Source organism: Enterococcus durans NBRC 100479 = LMG 10746 (assembly GCF_001544215.1).
In the GTDB taxonomy this organism is placed as follows: Bacteria; Bacillota; Bacilli; order Lactobacillales; family Enterococcaceae; genus Enterococcus_B; species Enterococcus_B durans.
On sequence record NZ_BCQB01000018.1, the window covers coordinates 12659 to 30872 of the forward strand.

The following is an 18214-nucleotide window of genomic DNA, read 5'->3' on the forward strand; positions in this document are numbered from 1 at the left end:
GTTTTTATTTTAGAATAATGTTATTCATCAAGTACTTGCAGATAAACATTTCGAAGTTGCTCACCAATTTTTTCGATACTGCGCTCTTGGGCTGTCTGATACCCGGCTTCTACCAAACTAGGAACTTCTTCTTCCATGATACTTTTGATCATCTCGCAAAATTCATCATTCGTATTTCCCATATAACAATTTTTTCTGTCTTCTAACCAACCATTATACACCGGAATGTCTCGTACGAGAACATTTTGTTTGCTTGCTAGTGCTTCTAAAACGACGATTCCTTCAGTTTCTTCATAAGAAGAAAAGAAAAATAAATCTGCACCAGAATAAGCCCCCTCAATAATCTCCCCGCTGATGTATCCGGGAAAAATCACATTGTCAGGATGATCCTCTTTGACAATTTTTCGAATATTTTTAGGAATCGAATACATGGGCACATGTCCAAACCAGATGAATGTATATTCTGGCATTTTTTTAGCAATATCGACAAAATCAATGATGCCTTTACGGGCAAAGAAAAGCCCGACACAAATGATCACTTTTTGATTTTCAGAAAGCTGAAAATGTTCACGGAATTTTAATTCCTTGATTGGATCAGGACGATATTTTTCTAAATCGATTCCATTTGAAATTGCTTGAATCGGTACAGTAAGTCCATAGCCTTCCAATAATTGCTTTGAATAAGGAGTGGGCGTAATCAAGTAATCCGCTTTACTGTATAGTCCCACTAAGTATTTTTTGACTAGGGGCGACAATTGATTTGAGCCAATAAACGAGTTACGGAAATCTTCTTCCGTCGAGTGTGCATGATAAACGATTTTTTTCCCATCTCTTCTCGCCTGATTAACCATGTTATGACTATTGATACCATATGTATTGATGTGCAAAATATCATAGTCTTCCTTATTATCTAGTGTATACGAAACTCCTACATCTTTTAGAGCACGTTTTTGATGGTCAAGTGCACGTCCGATACCAGATTTTGCCAGCATTTTTTCACTTTCAAAATATAATAATACCTTCAATTTACGTCCTCCTTCACTTATATAGTATAACATAGCACGGAAACTGTCACTCAAACTTAAGCCCTATTTTTAAAAGGTTCACTAAATAACGCGTTTTTTGCTTATTTTAATCAGCTATTGACTACTATTACAAAAATCTAGATGACTTGTTGATGCCTATCTGTAATAATCACTGGATTTTCTAAAGTCATGAAAAAAGAGCGTGGGGCAAAAGTAAGAAATACTTTTGCCTCACGCTCTAAAAAATGAATAATCGGCGGGAACAGAAGCAACTCCTTTGGAAAATAAGCCGAAATTCACAAAAATTTGAAAAGCAATTTCCGTGAATCGCTTCTTATTTCTCGGAGTTGAATACTTCTGTTCCGGCCTCTTTTTGCTAGCTTGTTTATTTTACGTATTCGTTAACAAGTTCAACGACTTCTTCCATTGTGTCGCACTCTTTCAAAGCACGATCAGCAAGTTCAGCCATCTTCGTTGTGTCTAAACGTTTCATTAAACTACGTGTTTTTAAGATAGATGTCGCACTCATTGAGAACTCATCTAATCCCATACCTACAAGTAAAGGAACAGCGGTTTGATCTCCAGCCATTTCTCCACACATACCAGCCCATTTACCTTCAGCATGTGCTGCATCAATCACGTTTTTGATCAAACGTAAAATTGAAGGGTTATAAGGTTGATACAAGTAAGATACACGTTCGTTCATGCGGTCAGCTGCCATTGTGTATTGAATCAAGTCATTCGTACCTACTGAGAAGAAGTCAACTTCCTTCGCAAACTTATCTGCTAAGACAGCTGCTGCAGGGATTTCAATCATGATGCCGACTTGGATCGTATCAGATACTTCCACGCCTTCGCTCACTAATTTTTGTTTTTCTTCTTCAAAGATTGCTTTCGCTGCACGGAATTCTTTAAGAGTCGCTACCATTGGGAACATGATGCGTAAGTTTCCATGAACAGATGCACGTAACAATGCGCGCATTTGTGTACGGAACATTTCGTCACCTAATTCAGACAAGCTGATACGTAGCGCACGATAGCCTAAGAACGGGTTCATTTCATGAGGTAATTGCAGATAAGGTAATTCTTTATCGCCACCAATATCCATTGTACGAACAACGACTGGTTTACCATCCATTCCTTCAAGAACCGCTTTGTACGCTTCATATTGATCATCTTCAGTAGGGAAGTCAGGAGAATCCATGTACAAGAATTCTGTACGGTAAAGACCCACTGCTTCACCACCATTGTTGTGAACACCAACTAGATCTTTTGGTGTACCAATGTTTGCGGCTAACTCAAAATGCTTGCCATCAGCTGTAACTGTTTCAGCATTTTTTAGTTTGTCCCATTCTGCTTTTTGAGCAGCGTAATCAGCACCGATTTTTTCAAATTCAGCTTTTTGTTCGTCAGTTGGGTGAACGATTACATCGCCTTCGATCCCATTGACAGCCAAAATGTCGCCTTCTTTGACTTTAGCAGTGATTTCTTTTGTTCCAACGATTGCTGGAATTTCTAAAGAACGAGCCATGATGGCAGAATGTGAAGTACGTCCGCCGATATCAGTTACAAACGCTTTAACATATTTGCGGTCTAATTGCGCTGTATCACTAGGAGTCAAATCATGTGCAACAACGATCACTTCTTCGTTGATCATTGAGGGATTTGGTAATGTCACTCCTAATAGATGTGCTAAAATACGTTTCGCAACATCACGGATGTCTGCCGCACGTTCTTTCATATATGCGTTGTCTTCCATCGCTTCGAACATACCGATATACATATCAGTAACTTCTTTTAGCGCTGATTCAGCGTTTACACTGTTATCTTTGATATTTTGTTTGATTTGACCAACCATTTCTGGATCTGAAAGAACCATCAAATGAGCGTCAAATACTTGCGCCTCTGCTTCACCTAAGCTTTGCGCTGCTTTTTCACGAATTTGCTGCAATTCTTCAGTAGATTTAGCTAAAGCATCATCTAAACGAGATTCTTCGGCAGAAGTATCTTCTACTGTTGTCTTACTGAATGTTAAATCCGGTTGAACTAGCAGGTAAGCTTTTGCAACGGCAACTCCGTCACTAGCGGCAATCCCTTTTAGCATTTCAACCATTATTCAGATAAGCCTTCTTTCTTCATTGTTTCAACGATAGCTGCCATTGCATCCGCTTCGTCAGCACCTTCAGCTGTGATAGTAACATCAGAACCTTGGCCAACACCTAAAGACATAACGCCCATGATAGATTTCAAGTTTACTGATTTACCTTTATACTCTAAGTTTACATCAGAGTTAAATTTGCTTGCTGTTTGTACTAATAATGTAGCTGGACGTGCGTGGATCCCAGTTTCTGCTACTACGTGAAATTCTTTCTTTTCCATATTAATCGGTCTCCTTTAAGTGAGTGTTGTTTTTATGTGAGGGTTTTCTTTTTTAACATTCATTAGGAACGCTAAGAAGTAGTACCCTTTCATCTGTAAAGATTACCATTTTTTGCCGACAGATACAACAGTTTTCATTTAAATTCACTCAAAAGTGTATAAAAATATTTCATATGGTTTTTAAAAATGACAGCGGATATCATAACATCAGTAAGGGCTATGCATCCACTCTAACCATGGAAGTTATTTTCAGAACGATTTTTAAATGGTTGTTGAATAGTGTTCTATTCCTTATTCTACCAGCATCGATCCACTACTCTTCACTTTCCTTCTCAAATCAAACTAAATACTTGCGTCGGTTAATAAATTTAGTATAATAGAATTCAAAGGTCAGGAATGGTCAACTACATTTTTCACCTTTCTTAACTACCTATAATAATGAGGGTTATTCTTTTACCTTAGCAAAAACAGGTTGTAAAATAGTAATGTAATCAACTGAAAGGACGTGAATCATTTATGCTTTGTCAAAATTGTGGTAAAAATGAAGCAACGATCCACTTATATGCAACAGTAAACGGTCAGCGAACACAGCTGGACTATTGTCAAAGTTGTTATCAAAAAATCAAAAATCAACAAAATGGAGGTCTGACAAGTATGGCCCAAAATGATCCTTTTGGTTTTGGCAGTTTAGACGATCTATTTCGATCAATGTCACGCCAAATGCAACAACAAGGAAATATGGAACAAACACCACCAACTCAATTTGGTGGAAACAACAATTTCAATGGCGGGCAACCACCTCAAGGAAATACAGATGGCTTACTCGGTGAATATGGTATCAATATCACAGAACAAGCACGTCAAGGAGACATCGATCCAGTGATCGGCAGAGATGATGAGATCAAACGAGTCATTGAGATCCTAAATCGTCGGACCAAAAACAATCCTGTATTGATTGGTGAGCCAGGTGTTGGTAAAACAGCAGTAGTCGAAGGCCTTGCACAAAAAATCGTCGACGGTGATGTTCCACAAAAATTGATGGATAAAGAAGTCATTCGGTTAGATGTCGTTTCCTTAGTTCAAGGTACTGGTATCCGTGGTCAATTTGAAGAACGTATGCAAAAATTGATTGAAGAAATCAAGCAAGCAGAGAATGTGATCTTGTTCATTGATGAAGTCCATGAAATCGTTGGTGCAGGTTCTGCCGGAGATGGAAATATGGATGCTGGAAACATTTTGAAACCTGCCCTTGCCCGTGGTGAACTTCAAATGGTCGGTGCTACAACTTTAAATGAGTACCGGATCATTGAAAAAGATGCAGCATTAGAACGACGCATGCAACCAGTCCGAGTAGACGAACCTACAGTGAAGGAAACAATCAGTATCCTAAAAGGATTGCAAAAACGTTACGAAGATTATCATCATGTCAAATATACAGATGAAGCAATCGAAGCTGCTGCTATTTTATCGAATCGCTATGTCCAAGACCGATTCTTACCAGATAAGGCCATTGACTTATTAGACGAAACTGGTTCAAAGAAAAACTTAACGATCCAAATCGTTGATCCTAAAACGATCGATAAGAAGCTTCAAGAAGCAGAAGAACAAAAGACTCAAGCTTCAAAAGAAGAAGATTTCGAAAAAGCAGCTTATTATCGTGACCAAATCAACAAATTGCAAAAAATGAAAGAACGCCAATTGACAGATGAAGAAACACCTGTCATTACTGAAAAAGATATGGAAAAAATCGTTGAACAACGTACAGGTATTCCTGTCGGCGAATTAAAAGAAAAAGAACAAACACAATTGAAAAATCTTGCAAGTGATTTAAAAGCACATGTCATTGGGCAAGATAATGCAGTGGATCGAGTAGCAAAAGCCATCCGCCGCAATCGCGTTGGTCTAAACAAGAAAAATCGTCCAATCGGTTCGTTCCTATTTGTAGGCCCAACTGGTGTAGGTAAAACTGAGTTAGCGAAACAATTAGCCTTTGAACTATTCGGTTCTGAGGATTCAATGATTCGTTTCGATATGTCTGAGTACATGGAAAAACACAGTGTGTCTAAATTGATTGGTTCTCCTCCAGGTTACGTTGGATACGAAGAAGCAGGCCAATTGACTGAAAAAGTTCGTCGTAATCCTTACAGCTTGATTCTCTTGGATGAAGTGGAAAAAGCACATCCTGATGTGTTGCACATGTTCTTACAGATCCTAGATGATGGCCGACTAACGGATGCACAAGGGCGAACAGTCAGCTTCAAAGACACGATCATCATCATGACAAGTAATGCTGGTACTGGAAAAGTAGAAGCAAATGTTGGTTTTGGTGCAGCAAGAGAAGGTGTCACTCGCTCTGTCTTGAATCAATTGAATAACTACTTTACTCCTGAATTCTTGAACCGTTTTGATGGCATCATTGAATTCAATGCATTATCGAAAGAAAACTTGATGACGATCGTCACTCTAATGCTAGATGATGTAAACAATATGTTGGCAGCCCAACAACTACACATTGAAGTACCAACAAATGTTAAAGAAAAATTAGTCGATTTAGGATATGATCCTTCAATGGGTGCTCGCCCTCTTCGTCGAACGATCCAAGAACAGATTGAAGATGGTATTGCCGAATTCTACTTAGATCATCCAGCTATCCAAGATCTAAAAGCAAAATTAGATAAAGATGGTAAAATCGTTATCACATCAAAACCAGAACGTTTAGTCAAAGAAGAAACTGAAGCAGAATAATTCTGGTGGATTTTATCAAAGCAGAACGCCTATTCTACCCCATCATGGGACAGAATAGGCGTTTGTTTTTTCTATAGAAATCAAAATACTGTTCATTTGATTAAAAAAAAATTATAATTAACTAAGGTTGTATCTAAAAAACTACATAAATGAGGTGAGCGCCATGAAATTTGTTAATGTAACGAATAGCCATTCACGTTTAGTATTAAATCAATTAGAGAATACCGATGCTCATATGGTAAAAGTGTATACTGCAGGAAATACGACAATTGTCTATACTGAAGCCCCTGAACATAATGAAATCTTGCTGATCAATGAAAATCGAAAAGTACAGCCAAAAGAAATTGAAGAAGTAAAAAAATATTTCTTGAAAAAAATCCATGACGCTGTGTATCATGAAGAAGAAATCAAAGTCATCGAATTAGCTGGGTTAGTGGAGATTTCTATCCCTAAACATCACTTGGATACCGAGTTCGCAATGTAAAGACTATTAAATAGAGCAACTCCTTGAAAGTCAGATTGACTTTCAAGGAGTTTTTGTATGTAGATGTTTCTTCATTATGCTTTTCGAAGTTGCCACACTTCATACTTTGTTCCCTGTTGATTTTTCCGCCTCTTTTTTCGCTTTCTTTTCTTTTTGGACAATTGAGCGTACTTCTCTGAGAAGCCATTCATTTTGATCCCAGTCTTCTATATCCAACATTCGGCAAAGACGTTGCATTTCTAATTTCTTTTTTGCAATCCTGTCTTTACGTTGTTCCTCTGTTTCCATAATCTTTCACCTCATCTCTTCTATAGGTACGCAAATCAATTGTAATTCACCTAAAGAATAAAGATTTATTTATTTTTCTCAAATTAAGAAAAAACTCCTTCCCGATTTATCGGAAAAGAGTTTTTTCTTTTATAATAAGCTTTTCAGTTTTACATCTGGGTATTTATCTGCAAACCAGCGTTCCGCAAACTGATTCTCAAATAAGAACAATGGTTGATCAAAACGGTCACGCGCTAAGATATTACGACTTGAGCTCATTCGTTCATCTAAATCTTCAGGATCGATCCATCGAGCAATTTTATGCCCCATCGGTGACATGATGACTTCCGCATTGTACTCATTCAACATTCGGTACTGAAATACTTCAAATTGTAGTTGTCCCACTGCACCAATGATATATTCTTCAGTCAAATACGTTTTGTATAATTGGATTGCTCCTTCTTGGACCAATTGATAGATTCCTTTATGGAAAGATTTTTGTTTCATCACATTTTTGGCAGTAACTTTCATGAAAAGTTCTGGTGTAAAGGACGGTAATTCTTCATATGCAACTTTTAATTTTCCTTCATATAAAGTATCCCCTATTTGGTAATTCCCTGTATCGTAAACTCCGATGATGTCCCCTGCTACAGCTTTTTCGACATTTTCACGTGAATCAGCCATAAATTGCGTCACGTTGCTCAATTTTAATTTTTTACCTGTACGCTCCAATGAAACATCCATTCCACGTTCAAATGTACCAGAACAAACGCGAACAAATGCGATGCGGTCCCGATGTGCTGGATTCATGTTTGCTTGGATTTTAAACACGAAGCCTGAAAATTCTTCTTCGTAGGGGCTAACAGTTTGTTCGTCTTGTGTCTTATGACTATAAGGAGATGGAGCTAATTCCACGAATGTTTCTAGAAAAGTCTGTACACCAAAATTCGTTAACGCTGAGCCAAAGAATACAGGCGTTTGATCCCCGCGAGCAATTTTCTCTTCATTGAATGAGTCCCCTGCTTCTTTGAGCAATTCAACTTCTTCAAGTACTTGTTCATACAATGAATTTTCTGTTAGCGGATGTCCATCTGGCAGTAAGCCATCTTCATCTAACTCGATCAACCGTTCATCGTTATAGTTTTCCGGACGATAAAATTCGATACGGTTGTGATGGATATCGTATAATCCTTCTAGGCCTTTCCCCATGCCGATTGGCCAATTCATTGGATAAGATTCGATATCTAACAACTCTTCTAATTCTTCTAAAAGTTCCAAAGGCTCGCGACCATCACGATCGAGTTTATTGATAAATGTAAAAATCGGAATTCCCCGTTTTTTAACAACTTTGAATAGTTTTTTGGTCTGAGCTTCGATCCCTTTTGCACTATCGATGACCATGACTGCGCTATCCACTGCCATCAATGTACGATACGTATCTTCTGAAAAATCCTCGTGTCCTGGTGTATCCAGGATGTTGACTCTTTTTCCATGATAATCAAATTGCATCACTGAACTCGTAACAGAGATACCGCGTTGCTTCTCGATCTCCATCCAGTCAGATTTAGCAAAATTACCAGTCTTTTTTCCTTTGACTGTTCCTGCTTGGCGAATCGCGCCACCGAATAATAATAATTGTTCAGTAATCGTTGTTTTCCCTGCATCCGGATGGGAAATAATGGCAAAAGTACGCCGATTGTCCACTTGTTGTTTTAACTCTGGATTGTTCATAGTTTAACTCCATTCTTTCATCTTTTATTTAATGTTCATCTAGATCCTCTAGAGCGTGGGACAAAAGTAAGAAACACTTTTGTCTCAGCCTCTTCTTTTCACAACTAAATCAGTATAGCATGGATTAAGTGATTGAAAAAGCCATGACATCAAGATTTCTTGCGAAATTGATCTATACGTTCAAAAAAGAATAGACATGCTGCTCTTACGCAACACATCTATTCTTACAAGTCATATTACTCTTCAAACAATAACTTGCTTATCTTCTTGGTTCGTCATCTTCAAATTCTTTTCTGAAATAGCGACGTTCCTCATCAGGTTCTGCTTCCATTTCTTCTGGATCATGGAATAGCACTCGAATCTTCAATATTCTAGAACCTTCCATTTCTTCAGAGATCAAAGTGATGTTGTCAACATCAAAGGACAGTTTCTCACCTTCATCAGGAATCATTCCTAAGGCTGTGATCAAGTATCCAGCCATAGTATCAACATCGCTCATGTGCAAATCACTATCAAAGGCTTCGTTGAATTCATCGATCAACATGCGTCCTTGGATAAGGTATTCATGTTCATCTACTTTTTCATAAAGGTTTTCGACTTCATCTGATTCATCATCGATTTCCCCAACGATTTCTTCTAATAAGTCTTCTAATGTTGCCAAACCTACTACGCCGCCGTATTCGTCAAGCAAGATTGCCATTTGATTTTGTGTTTTTTTCATTTCATATAAAAGATCATCAATAAATATCGTTTCTGGGACAAACAATGGTTCTTGCATGATCTTTTGTAGATCTAAATGATCAAAGCCAAATTTATGTGCGGCTTTCAATAAATTCTTCGTGTGCAAGATTCCGACTACTTTATCTTTATCTTCATTATATACAGGAATCCTTGAATAATTTTCTGATAAAACTTCATTGACATTATCTTCAACGGAGTCATTGATATCGATCATAAAAGCATCTGTTCGAGGAACCATCACTTCGCGTGCAACTTTGGTATCTAAAGAAAAAACGCCCTGTAACATTTCTAATTCTTCATTGTTCAGTACGCCTTCAGTCTCCAGCATATACCGCATTTCATCTCTGGTCATTTTCGAATCTTCGTCGTCAAAAGTCATCGGTGTGATCCTTGCTAACAAACTAGTTGAAGCAGATAAAAGCCAAACGAATGGTTTAGCTACTATACCGATCGTACGAATCATTCCAGAAGTAAAATTCGCTACCTCTTCTGACTTGTTCAACGCGATACGTTTTGGATACAATTCTCCAAATACAATGGATACATAGGTCAAAATAGCTAATACAATGATGTTGGCAATGTTTTTAGCTGCCACTCCACCACCTAAGACAGGGGCTAATCGTTCTGACAGTGTATTGGCTAATGATGCACCAGATAGGATATTGACTAATGTAATCCCTACTTGGATCGTTGACAGGAAGTTATTTGGGTTCTGCAATATTTTTAAAAGCTTTTGAGATTTGGTATCTCCTTCTTCCGCCTTTTGCTCGATTCGATTTTTATTGATCGAAACCACTGCAATCTCGGAAGCAGCTAAAAAAGCATTGATCAAAGTCAAAATGATCAGTAATAAAATTTGCGCTAACAGCGACTGACTCTCAGGGTCAGCATTCATAATCGCATTCTCTCCTTATAATTTAAAATTTTTAGTTTACGATAGAAAAAAAGCGTGACTAAAAAGATAGCCACGCTAAAATGTTATCACAAAGGCATTTCCTTTACAATAAAAACAAATGTTTATATCCGTTACTTTCATTCTTCATTCAGAATTTACGTCACAAAGTTGTTGCGATTTTTTTCTTGTTTTCATTTTGTTTATCTTCTTTGACGATCTTGATAACATAAGAAATGATCGTCTTGCAGATTGCATAAAACGGTACACCTAAGAAGATACCCATTAAGCCAGCAATATTCCCTGCAACCAGTAGAACAATGATGATCGTTAATGGATGGATATTCAATGATTTGCCAATCACATTTGGATAGATGATATTTCCGTCTAATTGCTGCACGATCAATACCACGACACAACAAAGCAATGCTTTAACTGGCTCGTTGAAGACTGTAACTAGAAATGCGGGAGCTAATCCTAGATAAGGCCCCAAATATGGAATTAAATTTGTTAGCCCTGCAATCACTCCGAAAAGAAACGCATAATCTACACCAAGAATCATGTACCCTAAAAACGTAAATGTTCCAACGAACAAACACTCAATTGCCTGTCCACTGATATAGTTCGCTAATGTTTTATTTAATTGCCCAAGCAATTCCATGATTTGTTCTCTTCTTTTTTCTGGAAAGAACTGTTGGATATTTGGTACTAATTTTTCACTATCCTTCAGCATATAGAACAAAACAAATGGGACTGTAATGATCACGATCGTAGCAGAAGCAATTGTTCCAACGATTGAACCAAGGCTAGTTGATACTCCGCTTAAAAATTGTTGGATGATCGTTCCATAGGAAATATCTAGTTGTTCAAAATATTTATTGATATTTACTTCCTTGAAGATCGGTAAATCAGATACTTGGATCAACCAACTTTCAACCTGTTTGAGAAAATCAGGTATGTTAGAAGCTAATGAAGAAATTTGCTGGATCAAACTTGGGATGACACTCAGCAAAATCCAGATGATTGCTGCTACTAATAAAAGTAATACGATCGCCACTGCCCAGACACGTTTGATTTTTGCTTTCATCAACAGTTTTACAATCGGATTTAGTAGATAATACAGAAATCCAGCAGTCAAAACTGGTGCGAATAGCGTTGAAAAGAATGTCCCGATCGGTTGAAAAATAAAATTGATTTTTGAAGAAACGAAAATCAATGTAGCTAATATGAGTAGTTCACAAGACCAAAACATTAGTTTTGATTGTTTTAATTTTTCAAACAATGTTTTTCCCCTTTCGTCTTTTTTACCAGTATATAGCATATTGGTAAAAATTTCTTTTATTCTTACTAAAATTTGATTTTTTTATCTACTTTTCAATTATTTTTCTTTAAAGTATACTAGAAAAAATGAAAGGTGGCTACAAGATGAAAGTAGTGCAAACAAAAGATACCTTGAGTACTATCTATCTCGATGCGGTTCGCATCAGAAATCAAGTGTTCGTCGTCGAGCAAGGTGTCCCTCTAACAAGAGAAATAGACAAAGATGAGGCCCATTGTGTCCATTTCGTTCTTTATTCAGATGAAAAAAAACCTTGTGGCACGGTCCGACTGCTTCCATTGGAGAATGGGAAAATGAAGTTACAACGCATGGCGATCTTAGCAGAGTATCGTCACCAAGGACTAGGCAAGATTTTGGTCGAAGAAGCCGAAGTATTTTCAAAAAAGCGAGGTTACAACACGATCTTACTTGGCGCTCAAGCAACAGCGGAAGCCTTTTATGAAAAATTAGGCTTTCAAGCATATGGTGAACCTTTTGAAGATGCTGGCATGCCGCATGTCCATATGAAAAAAGAATTTTGACCAACTAAGTATAAAAATCACGAAAAAAACAGTAAGCACAAAGACATGATCTTTGCCTTACTGTTTTTCTTTCTACTTGCGCGACAATTGCTTGTAACGGTTATACCAAATATCAATATAGCCTTCGGAGAAAGGGCCATCACCATTATTGATCCAGTCAACCAAGATCTTCACATTTTCTTTTAGGATAAAGTCGATATCATTTGGATAATTCATCATTTGGCTATGCATCTCATATTCATCGACATCTAGTAATCGTTTTTCACCATCAGGAAAAACTTTGATATCTAAATCATAATCAATATACTTTAGTGCCTCATCGTCCAGCAAAAAAGGTGAAGCTAGATTACAATAATAGGAAACCCCCTTTTCTCGAATCATTGCTATTACATTGAACCAGTATTTTTTGTGAAAATAAACGATTGCTGGTTCTCGAGTTACCCAACGCCGGCCATCAGACTCTGTTACAAGAGTGTGATCATTAACACCGATCATTGAATGCTCACTTGTTTTTAATACCATGGTATCACGCCACGTTCGATGCAATTTGCCGTCATGTTTATAACTTTGGATCGTTACAAACTCGCCTTCTTTTGGGACTCCCATAGCAACCCTTCCTTACGCAGCATCTCATGCTTTGTGTTTGGGTGTTCATTACACCGACATCGTAATTATTATATCAATAAAAAAGTGCTTTGCCTAGAAAGGATTACTATTGTTTCGATTTTTCTCAAGTTGTTCCAACAATTTGACTTGAACTTTCGGAAAAGCAACGTCATTAAAGCCATTGGGATTTAACCAGCGTGCGTTTTTCGTTTCACTTAGTACATTTTCTGAATGTGCGGGTATACGACCATAGAAAAGAAGCACATGCCATTTCAAATGACTGAAAAGATGGGTTACTTCTCCCAAATGACGCTTTTGCCAAATCAGCTCATCAGAAAAAGCAAAGGGTAGTATATGCCCTTCTTCTTCCGCCACCAGCGACTCCGCAAATAAGTCAGGTTCATATGATTGCGCCCACTCTTCTTTTAAAAGATGGTATGTTTCTTTTGTCACTTCCAGCATCGGAAATGTCCACATTTTTGCTAGTAATTTTTGTGTATGCCTTTCTTCAAAATAATAGGCACCCGCTTCATTCTGGATAGCTGCACAAATATAATAAATGTCTTTTGGTTTTTCCTTTTTTGTTTTTACTGGATACTGCGGTTGCTTTCCTTCCTGTTTTGCCAGACAAAAAGCCTGGATAGGACATTCCTCACAAAGTGGTGAGGTGGGTGTACAAATAGCTGATCCTAGATCCATCAATGCTTGATTGAACTCACCTGGATGATTCTCATCAATGATACTTCGCATTGCTTCATCAAAGGTTTTTCTACTCGATGCTTTTGCAATATCTTCTTCAATACAAAATAGCCGACTGACTACCCTCATGACATTTCCGTCGATTGCTGGCTCAGGCAAACCAAAAGCTATACTCGAAATTGCACCAGTCGTGTATGGACCGATCCCCTTCAATTTACTTATTTCTTCCGGCGTGCGAGGCATTTCCCCGCCATATTCAGTCATGATTTGTTTTGCCGCAGTTTGGATGTTTCGGACTCTCGAATAGTAGCCAAGTCCTTCCCAAGCTTTAAGCAGTTTTTCTTCTGGAGCATTTGCTAGCGATTCGATTGTGGGAAACCACTCCATGAAACGATAGAAATAATCAATCACTGTATCGACACGCGTTTGTTGAAGCATGATTTCAGAAATCCAAATTCGGTAAGGGTCTTGGTTGTAACGCCAAGGAAGGTTACGCTTTTCTTTTTCGTACCATTCGATAAAAATCCTTTGGAATTCTTTTTTCTGCTCACTTGTCCATTTTTCCCATTCTTTATTCACATTCTTCTTCCTTTTCCGTAATAAAACGTTGGATCATCTCTAGATCAAATCCTTTTTGATATAAACTTTGTTTGATTTTCATTTTTCTTTTTTTCGGTTCAAATCGTAAATTTTTACGCCACAATTTTTCTCCCTGTATTACTAAAAGATCATATTCTTGCTCCTGATCTACTTCTTGCGGCAGATTTGCTATTGCTTGTTGGATGGCTTCTTGTGTAAATCCCTTTGTTAAAAGATTTTGTTGGATCTTTCTTATAAGTTCCTTGTGGCTTTTCCCATGATTTTTATGATACAGTTTTTCCGCTACTTGCATAGCAATCGTTTGTTGATCTGTATCAGGATATTGAAACAACGCCTGTTCGATTATCTCTGGCTTCAAACCCTTTTGTTGTAATTGTTGTGCTAATTTCTTGGGCCCTTTATCACTTAACCTCACATTGGTCCGTACAAAACTTTCTCCATAAACCAAGTCATTGATCAAATCCAATTCTTTTAACCGTTCAACGATTTTATTGCGGTCTTCAAGATTGATTTCTTTATCTTTTAAATATGTTCTGATTTCTTTTTCAGAACGCAGTTGATAACTCAAGTAATTGAGGGCTTGCTGAAAGCCAAAATCAAATCCGCTACTCTTTCTTATCTCTTGTAGCGTTTCATCAGTCAACTCTTGACCCTTCAATAAGCGATAGCGAACTAAAATATCTTCCGATACTCGCAATGCATCTCCTTCAGATAAATCAACTTGATAAAAAGGACCCTTGCCCTTGCTGATTCTAGTAACAGTTATCATCGACTCTCTCCCTTCGAACATATATTCCTATGATACCATAGAAAATCCCCATCTTTTCTTTTTATATGTTAGAATAAAGCCACACTATTAGAAAAAAGGAAGATACTTATGACAGAAACTATTGTCAAAAATGGCCAGACCATCCCTTTGAAAATCAAGCGTTTAGGCATCAACGGTGAAGGTATCGGTTACTTTAAACGATTGATCATCTTTGTTCCTTACGCCCTTCCCAAAGAAGAAGTACTTGTGAAAATCACAAAGGCTACACCTCGTTATGCAGAAGGACAGCTTGTTAAAATCAAAAAAGAAAGTAAGGATCGGGTAGTTGCTCCATGTCCAGTCTATTATGAATGCGGTGGTTGTCAGTTACAGCATTTGGCTTACCATGCCCAACTCGACTTCAAAAAAGACTTACTTTTGCAATCTCTTGAAAAATTCAAACCAGAAGGATACCGTTCCTATCAACTGCGTCCTACGATTGGAATGTCTGATCCTTGGCACTATCGTAACAAGGCACAATTTCAGCTAAGAAAAAATAAAAAAACACAAAAAATAGAAGCAGGACTGTACCAAGCAAATTCGCACGAACTTGTGCCATTGACTGATTGCTTAGTCCAAGAACCAAGAACACAAAAGGTAATGAATACGGTAGTGACCCTTTTGAATAAGCATAATCTTCCTATTTATGATGAAAGGAGCAACAGCGGCATCTTCCGAACGATCATGGTCCGAGTCGGAATCAAAACAGGCGAGTTGCAAGTGGTCTTTATTACTCGAAGTCGGAAATTCCCTCAAAAAAATGTACTCATTCGTGAGATCAATCAAAGATTACCAGAAGTTGTTTCGATCATGCAAAATGTACAACCAAATAAAACTTCCCTAGTGATGGGTGATGAGACCCTTCATTTATGGGGGAAAGAGGCAATTGAAGAGCATATCAGCGAAGTGACATTTGATCTTTCTCCTCGTGCTTTCTTTCAATTGAACCCACAGCAAACAGAAATTCTCTATGGCGAAGGAATCAAAGCATTAGCTATCCAACCAAACGAAACGATCGTTGATGCCTATTGTGGAGTAGGAACGATCGGGTTAAGTGTAGCAAAACAGGCGAAAGAGATCCGTGGAATGGATACAGTTCCTCAAGCTATCGCTGATGCCAGAAAAAACGCAGAACGTTTGGGCTATCAGAATACACGCTATGAAGTAGGAACAGCCGAAGAATTATTACCCAAATGGCTAAAAGAAGGATTTAAGCCAGATGGTATCATCGTTGATCCGCCAAGAACTGGACTTGATCCTCAATTGATCCAAGCAATCTTAGCCTATCCGCCAACTAAACTTGTCTATATTTCCTGCAACGTCTCAACACTGGCACGTGACCTTGTTGAATTAAGCAAAAAATTTCAGGTCGAGTATCTACAATCTGTTGATATGTTCCCTCAAACTGCCCGTTGTGAAGTTGTTGTAAAGCTAACAAAAAAATAGACTTAATCGAAAAAGATCGAGATAGAAGTGTTTAACTCCGAGAAATAAGAAGAAATTAACGAAAATTATTTTTCAAATTTTTGTGAATTTCGGCTTATTTCCGAAGGAGTTGCTTCTGCTCCCGCCGTTTATTCAAGAGTCTGTAACAAAACTGATTTTTAGATTTGTCCCACGTTCGTTTATTTTTTGCTGACAGTCTTCAACGCCCGAAATAAGGTTTGGAACTGTCCTTTGAATGACATGACTTGTTCAAAGATATCCTCTCCATCATTCAACATTTTCACAGTGACCCAACCTAGTGATTCTGTAATTGCACTAGCAACAGTCGCGTTGATAGCAGCTCCTGTAACTGTTCCAACAGCTGGCACAAATTTCACGAGATTTCCCACCGCACTTCTGCCTAGGCTAACCACCACTAATTCTTTTGACAAACTTTTTCCAAGACTTTCAGACCATGGCTGGCCGAATAGCTTATGCAAACGAGCCATCATTGTCAACTGAACCGGAACCAATAAAAAAGCATCTGAAAATGGAATAGGAGAACATCCGATGATCGCTGCTGTCAATGAAGCAGCATGAATGATACGATGGCTTTTTTTTCGAGTGATTGGATCTACCCCTTTTAAAAAATCTTCGAACACATGGTCAAATTTCACTTGATTTTTCTCCAGAATCGTTTCGGCCACTTTTTTTGATTTTTCGTACGTATTCAAAATAACCTTTGATGTCTTTTGTGGGATTTTTTTAAGTACTTCAGAGAAAAAAGAGTCAAATTCTTCTTGGTCTAATTTCTCTGAAAGTAATGGCTCAACTTCCTGTTCTTTACTCTTTTCTTTACTAACTTTTGTTTTTTTATTTAACAATCTCATCGATTGATTCCTCCTTATTACTGAAAACATTCTTCTTTATGGATTGAAGGGAAGAACACTCATTCTCTGTATATGCCAAAGGTGACCAAAAAGGGCAATTAGCTATTTTGATACATCCAAAGCTTCAACATACACACATAGTGATTTCCTATTTGTTTCTTTAAGCGAGACATTTTCCTGATGTCCGTGTAGTTCCATGATACAATAACCTGTTACTGAACCAAAATCATTGACTCACAAAAAAAAGCGAGAGAAAAGTACACTCACTTTTCCCTCACTCTATAGGATTGAATAAACTATTGGAACAGTAGAAACTCCATGAAAAATAAATGAAGACTCGCAAAAATTTGAAGTTACGTGCATTTTGACCTATTCATTTAGGGGTAGCACTGCTATCCAACCTAATTGATATTTACTTATTATTGGATATTTACATCAATTGCTTGATAAAAAGCATTGGTGGTATCACTGATATTCCACACAGCTAAAATCACATGGTAGCCTTTGCGATCTTGCGGAACAGTGATTGTTTGATTGACGATTTTAGGTGGTACAGTTGCTTTATCATCAATTTGCGCAATCAATTCAAAATCGCTGATTTTCAATGGTGTATTAGGATTCCAACCTGTTTTTGTTATATAGTAATCCCATGTGCTTGTTCGATGTTGCGCAGTTAGGTTCCATGAAATAGTCAAATTACCAGGATTGATCACACTTTTATGCCATCTTGTTGCCGTTTGCTCATCCAATGGTTCAAACCCAGTGACTCCAGCACTTGCTAATTTTCCATCAATAAATGTATTTTTAGGTGCTTCGATACTTTGTGGCTCCCACTGTGCACGCCCAACATTTTGATTCAAATTACCCGCTGCTGCCGTACCAAAATAAGCACGGCTTCCAGGGGAAGTGACATATCCATGTGCAAACCCAGAAGTACCGAATCCAAACAATCCTAACATGACTACACCGACAAACAATAAGACATTAAGCTTCTTCATGAATGAACCTCCTATTAGTTGATGGGTTCATTGTAATCGCTTTCCTTATTAATGACAAACATTA

General features: G+C 37.8%; 16 protein-coding genes and 2 pseudogenes. 5 read left to right on the forward strand and 13 right to left on the reverse strand.

Going from position 1 to position 18214, the window contains the following annotated elements:
* Positions 1-20: 20 nt before the first annotated feature.
* From ED2_RS06825 to ED2_RS06835, 4 genes and pseudogenes are all read right to left on the reverse strand, one after another.
* Complete coding sequence (locus ED2_RS06825; protein WP_016177114.1) at positions 21-1025, reverse strand: LTA glycolipid anchor biosynthesis glycosyltransferase, IagA/BgsA family; 1005 nt, start codon at positions 1023-1025, stop codon at positions 21-23.
* Positions 1026-1273: 248 nt separating this feature from the next.
* Positions 1274-1400 (reverse strand): annotated as a pseudogene (locus tag ED2_RS16360) (DUF3788 family protein); the annotation flags it as partial.
* A gap of 10 nt (positions 1401-1410) precedes the next feature.
* Positions 1411-3138, reverse strand: a complete 1728-nt coding sequence (ptsP, locus tag ED2_RS06830; RefSeq protein ID WP_005876303.1) for a phosphoenolpyruvate--protein phosphotransferase — start codon at positions 3136-3138, stop codon at positions 1411-1413.
* Entirely contained in the window at positions 3138-3404 is a 267-nt protein-coding gene (locus ED2_RS06835) for a phosphocarrier protein HPr (RefSeq protein ID WP_002287602.1), read from the reverse strand. The genes ptsP and ED2_RS06835 overlap by 1 nt, the downstream gene beginning before the upstream one ends.
* Before the next feature lie 516 nt (positions 3405-3920).
* Between ED2_RS06835 and ED2_RS06840 the strand changes: the two genes are divergently transcribed.
* Together ED2_RS06840 and ED2_RS06845 are read left to right on the forward strand one after the other, a co-directional pair.
* The gene (locus ED2_RS06840; RefSeq protein WP_005876305.1) at positions 3921-6149 is read left to right on the forward strand and encodes an ATP-dependent Clp protease ATP-binding subunit; all 2229 of its coding nucleotides are present in this window, start codon (positions 3921-3923) and stop codon (positions 6147-6149) included.
* A 163-nt stretch (positions 6150-6312) separates the two neighbouring features.
* Complete coding sequence (locus ED2_RS06845; RefSeq protein ID WP_005876308.1) at positions 6313-6633, forward strand: DUF1827 family protein; 321 nt, start codon at positions 6313-6315, stop codon at positions 6631-6633.
* Between the two features lie 99 nt (positions 6634-6732).
* On the opposite strand, the gene ED2_RS06850 is transcribed toward ED2_RS06845, so the two are convergent.
* From ED2_RS06850 to ED2_RS06865, 4 genes are all read right to left on the reverse strand, one after another.
* Positions 6733-6921 carry a hypothetical protein gene (locus ED2_RS06850; RefSeq protein WP_005876311.1) on the reverse strand — a complete coding sequence of 63 codons (189 nt, stop codon included), beginning with the start codon at positions 6919-6921 and terminating at the stop codon, positions 6733-6735.
* 129 nt (positions 6922-7050) lie between these two features.
* On the reverse strand, positions 7051-8631 hold the full coding sequence (locus ED2_RS06855; RefSeq protein WP_005876313.1) for a peptide chain release factor 3: 1581 nt from the start codon (positions 8629-8631) through the stop codon (positions 7051-7053).
* A gap of 259 nt (positions 8632-8890) precedes the next feature.
* On the reverse strand, positions 8891-10267 hold the full coding sequence (locus ED2_RS06860; RefSeq protein ID WP_005876315.1) for a hemolysin family protein: 1377 nt from the start codon (positions 10265-10267) through the stop codon (positions 8891-8893).
* A gap of 160 nt (positions 10268-10427) precedes the next feature.
* Complete coding sequence (locus ED2_RS06865) at positions 10428-11546, reverse strand: AI-2E family transporter (protein ID WP_025481369.1); 1119 nt, start codon at positions 11544-11546, stop codon at positions 10428-10430.
* Positions 11547-11689: 143 nt separating this feature from the next.
* Here ED2_RS06865 and ED2_RS06870 point away from each other — a divergent pair, with 143 nt between their 5' ends.
* Positions 11690-12124: a GNAT family N-acetyltransferase gene (locus ED2_RS06870; protein WP_005876320.1), complete on the forward strand. Its 435-nt coding sequence runs from the start codon at positions 11690-11692 to the stop codon at positions 12122-12124.
* Between the two features lie 72 nt (positions 12125-12196).
* Here ED2_RS06870 and ntdP read toward each other — a convergent pair whose 3' ends face one another.
* The 3 genes from ntdP to recX form a co-directional block, all read right to left on the reverse strand.
* A complete protein-coding gene (gene ntdP / locus ED2_RS06875; RefSeq protein ID WP_005876322.1) occupies positions 12197-12730 on the reverse strand; it encodes a nucleoside tri-diphosphate phosphatase in 534 nt (177 codons plus the stop codon).
* Positions 12731-12823: 93 nt separating this feature from the next.
* On the reverse strand, positions 12824-14008 hold the full coding sequence (gene mutY, locus ED2_RS06880; protein WP_005876324.1) for an A/G-specific adenine glycosylase: 1185 nt from the start codon (positions 14006-14008) through the stop codon (positions 12824-12826).
* A complete protein-coding gene (gene recX / locus ED2_RS06885; RefSeq protein WP_005876326.1) occupies positions 14001-14798 on the reverse strand; it encodes a recombination regulator RecX in 798 nt (265 codons plus the stop codon). Before recX ends, mutY begins: the two co-directional genes overlap by 8 nt.
* Before the next feature lie 108 nt (positions 14799-14906).
* Here recX and rlmD point away from each other — a divergent pair, with 108 nt between their 5' ends.
* Both rlmD and ED2_RS16365 read left to right on the forward strand, forming a co-directional pair.
* Positions 14907-16283, forward strand: coding sequence for a 23S rRNA (uracil(1939)-C(5))-methyltransferase RlmD (gene rlmD / locus ED2_RS06890; RefSeq protein WP_016177112.1), 1377 nt, complete (start codon positions 14907-14909; stop codon positions 16281-16283).
* Positions 16284-16308: 25 nt separating this feature from the next.
* Positions 16309-16419: pseudogene (locus tag ED2_RS16365) on the forward strand (DUF3788 family protein); the annotation flags it as partial.
* A gap of 43 nt (positions 16420-16462) precedes the next feature.
* Here ED2_RS16365 and ED2_RS06895 read toward each other — a convergent pair.
* Together ED2_RS06895 and ED2_RS06900 are read right to left on the reverse strand one after the other, a co-directional pair.
* Positions 16463-17152 carry a YcjF family protein gene (locus ED2_RS06895; protein WP_005876329.1) on the reverse strand — a complete coding sequence of 230 codons (690 nt, stop codon included), beginning with the start codon at positions 17150-17152 and terminating at the stop codon, positions 16463-16465.
* Between the two features lie 419 nt (positions 17153-17571).
* A complete protein-coding gene (locus tag ED2_RS06900; RefSeq protein WP_005876331.1) occupies positions 17572-18150 on the reverse strand; it encodes a lytic polysaccharide monooxygenase in 579 nt (192 codons plus the stop codon).
* Between the last annotated feature and the right edge of the window lie 64 nt (positions 18151-18214).